The sequence below is a fragment of the Streptococcus sp. genome, from assembly GCF_019414905.1.
Classification (GTDB): domain Bacteria; phylum Bacillota; class Bacilli; order Lactobacillales; family Streptococcaceae; genus Streptococcus.
The window spans coordinates 1-5,297 of sequence record NZ_DXLC01000245.1 but is presented as its reverse complement, the minus strand read 5'-3'; the positions used below and the strand labels follow the sequence as shown (position 1 = coordinate 5,297).

The following is a 5,297-nucleotide window of genomic DNA, read 5'->3' as shown; positions in this document are numbered from 1 at the left end:
GCTTTCGGTGCCGGTGTCACTGGCTCTTCCGCTTTTGGCGCTGGTGTTGCTGGAGTCTCTTCTTTCGGTGCTGGTGTCGATGGCTCTTCCACTTTTGGCGCTGGTGTCGATGGAGTCTCTTCTTTCGGTGCTGGTGTCGATGGTTCCTCTGCTTTCGGCGCAACTGAGACTGAGGTTTCTGATTTCGGTGCTGATACTGCTGGTGTTTCCACAACTACTGGTGTCGTTTGTTTAACAGTAGTAGTTTGCTCTCCAGTTACAGTATCTGTCTTTGTTTCAACTTCATAACTTTGACGGCTACCAGAATTATCAATCGACACTTGCTGTCTTTTTACTTCTGTATTTCCATCTTTTAGAAAAGCTTCTTCGCTAAAATACAATTTATTATTAGCAAAAATCAAATCTCTATTTGCAATACGATTTATCTCAACCAAACTATCAACAGATAGCCCCGTTGCCCCACTAATAGCACTCAGTGTATCTCCCCACTTAATTGTGTAGTGTGATAAATTGTTTATATTTTGAATATCAGCTTTTACTTCTGCAACTGTTCTGGCTACCCAGACACCATCTTGTTCATTTGCTGATACAGTTGGAGCTAAAAAGCCCAGACCTAGTAGAATCACACCTGTCGCAACAATTGCACCAGTTCTCAATTTTCTAAAACCACGGAGGGACAAGCTTCCTCTAACATTTGTTTGTCTCATAATGTTTATTTTTCCTCACTATTCTATATTTTCCAAAGTATACCCTGCCTAGGTCTACTAGCCTATGTTTGCGATATGGATAGGCTTCTACAGATTTATCTATCTATTTTCAAGATAAGATTTCTATAGATTTTTATGCACAATTCCATATATAAGTTGCGAAACCCCTTTCTAATAAATTCCATAACTTTAGTATATCATATTTAAGTACTAAAGTACAAGGAAAGCAACTGAAAGCAATGATTTTCACCACTGCTTTCAGCTCTATTTTGTATTGTTAAATAGCCATTCTCTATCCACCATTCTTGAATAGAAAAACAAGATGCTTTCGCTATTTCCAGAATCATTTTTTCAAACTTATTCGCCATCCAGCAGAAGCTCTTTTGGTTGTTTTCTAAGGAGATTGCTTGAAGCAAGTGCCATAACGAGAACCACTAGAACCAATGCAAGGACAAAGACGATGATAAAGTCTGATGTCTGAATAGAAATGTCTAGACTCGACAAGGTCTTACTAAAGCCATCTACTTCTGCACCACCACCAAGGTTAGAGGCTTGAGCAGCCTTGCTAGCCTGTTTGGCAACACCAGAAGTTACATTGGCAAGAACAGTGTTTCCGATTGCACGAGCTGTATAGTTGGCTAGGAAGTAAGCAGAAACAAGAGCAGGGATGGCAATCAAGATGGATTCGGTGATAAATTGCCCCAAGATACTTGCCTGCTTGAGACCGATAGAGAGGAGGATTCCCACTTCCTTGCGACGGGCATTGATCCAAAGGCTGAGCAAGAGAGCAAGGAGAAGGACTGAGAAGCTCAAGCTACCCCAGAAGAGGAGGTTGGCCATCTTGTACATACCAGAGATGGATTGCTCAAGAGCTGGGTAGTTAGATGAGCTCTTAACGAGTGTGTAGCTCTTCCAGTTGATACCACTGATACCATTCAATTCTTTCATGACATCATCCAAGTTCTTATCTGCTGTTACAAAGAAGGTTGCGTCCCCATAAATGGCTGTGTCTTCTGTGTATCCATAAAGTTTTGCAGCAGTGTGAATGTCTGTGATAGCTGTGTTTTCGTAAAGTTCTTGTGAGTAGGTAACTGCCGACTTATTGTGACCATCAAAGAGTCCCTTAATGGTCACTTCGACTGTTTCCTTGGCCCCTTTTTCATTATCGGCATCGTAGATATTAGAGTCTAGTTTGACCTTGTCCCCTACTTTCCAGCCGTGTTTGGCTGCCAAGTCCTTGTGCAGGAGGATCTTGTCCTTGTCATCGTTGGTTAGGTGCTCACCTTCGACCAGCTTATAAGAACCAGAGACAAACTTGTCTTCTTTAGAGGAGTCATTGACACCTGTAATCATCAAGCTACTTCCAAAATGTTTGGCACGGTCAGGTGTCAGATTTTTCTTGGTTTCTGGCGTTTCGATGAGTTCATAGCCAGTCAAATCTCCGATAGCGTTGATGCGTTTCACATAAGACTCAATGGCCTTGTTTTCGGTGATTTTTTTGATATCTTCACCCTTGATATTCCCAGCACCACGTGGCGTTCCTTGATTGACGCGACGATTGATTTGCATGGAGAAGCTGTTGGTGATATTTTTAAATGTCTCCTGAGAAGCCTTGGCAGTAGCTCCCTTGATGGACAAGCCGACCAAACTCAAGCTAGCCATGAGGAGAATAATCAGGAAGATGACAATCGATTTGAAAAACTTCCTTGTAACATAGGCAAATGCGTTGTGTAACATAGGTTCCCTTTCTAAATGTTGTTCTATTTTATTGTTCTAGTAGAAAAAGCTCATATTATTTCGTCGTATTGCGAGTTTCAGTTAGTTTCTTATCCTTCAACTCAAGTGTAATATCTGACGCTTGTGCCACTTCTTTACTGTGGGTTACGACGATCACACATTTACCTGTTTTCTGGGCAAGTGATTTGAGCAGTTCGACAATATCTCCAGCAGTCTTAGGATCCAAATTTCCTGTTGGCTCATCAGCTAGAATAACTGGAGCTTCTGATACCAAACTGCGAGCAATGGCAACACGTTGTTGTTGACCACCTGATAACTGGAGAACATTCCGCTTGATCTGACTTTCATCTAAACCAAGCTCAAGCAGCGTATCCTTGCTTGCCTTTTTATTGACCAAGCGGATATTTTCCAGTGGAGAAAGATAATCTATCAAATTATAATTTTGAAAGACCAGGGAAATATGGTGCATACGATGGTAAGAATAGCCCTTCTTACGAATGTCCTCTCCTTGGAAAAGGATAGAACCTTCAACAGGACTATCTAGACCAGCAAGTAGGGATAAGAGAGTGGATTTTCCTGCTCCTGATTCACCAATAATACTGTAAAATTTCCCGGGTTCAAAATTATAATTGATCTGATATAGGACTGCTTCAGCAGTGTTTTTATAACGGTAGGTAACATCTTGTAATTGTAATAAAGTCATGATTTCTCCTTCTTAACTAATAGATGATAAAATTTCTTTAGGTGATTTTCTAAATAAGAATAGGAAACAAAGGGTTACAGATAAGCAACTAATCAACAACAGAAAGACATAGGATTCTGCAAAAGATAGGATGCTGGCTGATAAACCACTTGCTTTAGTTAGCGTGTCTTGTAAGGCTACCTGATCTCCACTTGCTAGTAGGGTTTGGAGTAGGTAAGATGTGATTGCATTTCCTGCAACAAATGCTGGAAGCAAAGCACCGAGAGACACCAAAACAACCTCTAAACAAAATTGTAGGAAGATCGAGCTCTTGCCTTTTCCAAGTGCAAGTAAAATTCCCACTTCGTAGACCCGTTCTCTCAACCAGAGAGACAAAACAAGAATTAAGGCTCCTGCTCCTGCTATCATAATCCCATAAAGGAAAATGGTCAGAAAGGTTTGGAAAGTTGCAACCGAGTCTTTGATTTGTTCAAAAGCCTTGTTTTCCTTTTCAACTTGATACCCTTGATTTTCCAAGGCCAAGTTTTCCACCTGATTCATGAGTCCGTCCATTTCCTTAGGATTTTCTACATAGAAGCGAGCTGCACTGACTTGAGGTTCACTATTACCCAAAAGGCTTTGGCTACTCTCATAATCTGTAAAGACCTGGTTTTCACTGAAATCAGAAGACAAGCCTGTGAATTTCTCCTGTTTTTTACCAGAAAAGATTCCTACAATCTCAAACTCCACTGTTTGTCCTTTGCCAGATTCTGACTGTCCAGCATCCAAGCCAATCTTGTCATGAAGCGAAAGACCGTTCTTCTTAGCCAACTCTTCGTGGATCAAGATTTTCTTGAAATCTCCTTTTTGAAGGTGTCGCCCTTCTTTTAAGTTGAAAGCCGAGCTGGTAAAGGTCACATCCTTAGATGAATCCTCAAGAGCCGTTATGCTAACCAAATTTTTGTCTGCAGCTGACAAATCATCACGCTCCACGCTCTGCTCGCCACTCACCGCTTCCTTGTCTTTTAGTTTTGCAATCGTCTCGAGTTCAGGAGAAACATTTTCCAGTCCCTTAATCTTGTTTACAGATGCTAGGTCTGACAACTTGAAGGTCTGACCATTTTCTATCTTCTTAATAGAAAAAGATGTATTGAGTGATTTGTAAAGATTGGTTTCCACTGTTTTATTGGACTTCATCAGAGTCAAACAGGCTGAAATTCCGCCTAATAGGACCAATAAAATCAGAAATAAAATAAAACTTCTCAGCCGTTTTCTGCTGACATAAGCCCAAGCTCTTTGGATTGGATTCATTTGTCACCTCCATATTTGTAAGACTATTATAAAACCCAAATATGAAATGTTTATGAAATACGAAAAAAGAGCAAAAATTTTTGGCTCTATAATATTTGTAGTGGGTAAATCCCCTATAGATATTATGGAGCCTATTTTGTTGTAGAAAAAAAGTCCCATATGACCTATAATGAAAAGCGACAAAACTATCATTAGAAAGATTCATATGGAACAATTACATTTTATCACAAAACTGCTCGATATTAAAGACCCAAACATCAAGATTCTAGATATCATCAATATGGATACCCACAAAGAAATTATCGCTAAGCTGGATTATGAGGCTCCATCTTGTCCTGATTGTGGAAGCCAAATGAAAAAATATGACTTTCAAAAACCGTCTAAGATCCCTTACCTCGAAACGACTGGTATGACTACTAGAATTCTCCTTAGAAAGCGTCGGTTTAAGTGCTATCAGTGCTTGAAAATGATGGTCGCTGAGACTTCCCTCGTCAAGAAGAATCACCAAATCCCTCGTATTATCAACCAAAAAATTGCTCAAAAGTTGATTGAAAAGACTTCTATGACCGATATTGCTCATCAGTTGGCCATTTCAACTTCAACTGTCATCCGCAAGCTCAATGACTTCTACTTTGAGTGTAATTTTAGACATCTGCCTGAGATTATGTCTTGGGATGAGTATGCCTTTACCAAGGGAAAGATGAGTTTCATTGCGCAAGATTTTGATAAGCTCAATATCATCACTGTTCTTGAGGGTAGAACACAAGCCGTCATTCGAGATTACTTTCTTAAATATGATAGAGCCGTCCGATGTCGAGTGAAAATCATTACTATGGATATGTTTAGTCCCTACTATGACT

General features: G+C 40.1%; 5 protein-coding genes. 1 reads left to right on the top strand and 4 read right to left on the bottom strand.

The annotated features are described in order from the left end of the window. The 4 genes from QZ359_RS07430 to QZ359_RS07415 form a co-directional block, all read right to left on the bottom strand. On the bottom strand, nt 1-707 hold a 707-nt coding region (locus tag QZ359_RS07430; protein WP_293965095.1), incomplete at its 3' end, for a LysM peptidoglycan-binding domain-containing protein. A 357-nt stretch (nt 708-1,064) separates the two neighbouring features. Beyond that, the gene (gene vex3 / locus QZ359_RS07425; RefSeq protein WP_261028505.1) at nt 1,065-2,444 is read right to left on the bottom strand and encodes an ABC transporter permease subunit Vex3; all 1,380 of its coding nucleotides are present in this window, start codon (nt 2,442-2,444) and stop codon (nt 1,065-1,067) included. 55 nt (nt 2,445-2,499) lie between these two features. Further along, entirely contained in the window at nt 2,500-3,147 is a 648-nt protein-coding gene (vex2, locus tag QZ359_RS07420; protein ID WP_000173751.1) for an ABC transporter ATP-binding subunit Vex2, read from the bottom strand. Nucleotides 3,148-3,159: 12 nt separating this feature from the next. Then, a complete protein-coding gene (locus QZ359_RS07415; RefSeq protein WP_293965089.1) occupies nt 3,160-4,437 on the bottom strand; it encodes an ABC transporter permease in 1,278 nt (425 codons plus the stop codon). A gap of 205 nt (nt 4,438-4,642) precedes the next feature. On the opposite strand from QZ359_RS07415, the gene QZ359_RS07410 reads away from it, so the two are divergent. Then, nucleotides 4,643-5,297: transposase family protein (locus QZ359_RS07410; RefSeq protein ID WP_293965087.1), on the top strand; the 655-nt coding region annotated here is incomplete at its 3' end.

Coding starts and splice junctions, on each gene's coding strand:
- vex3 (WP_261028505.1), bottom strand. CDS start 2,444: ATGTTACACAACGCATTTGCCTATGTTACAAGGAAGTTTTTCAAATCG.
- vex2 (WP_000173751.1), bottom strand. CDS start 3,147: ATGACTTTATTACAATTACAAGATGTTACCTACCGTTATAAAAACACT.
- QZ359_RS07415 (WP_293965089.1), bottom strand. CDS start 4,437: ATGAATCCAATCCAAAGAGCTTGGGCTTATGTCAGCAGAAAACGGCTG.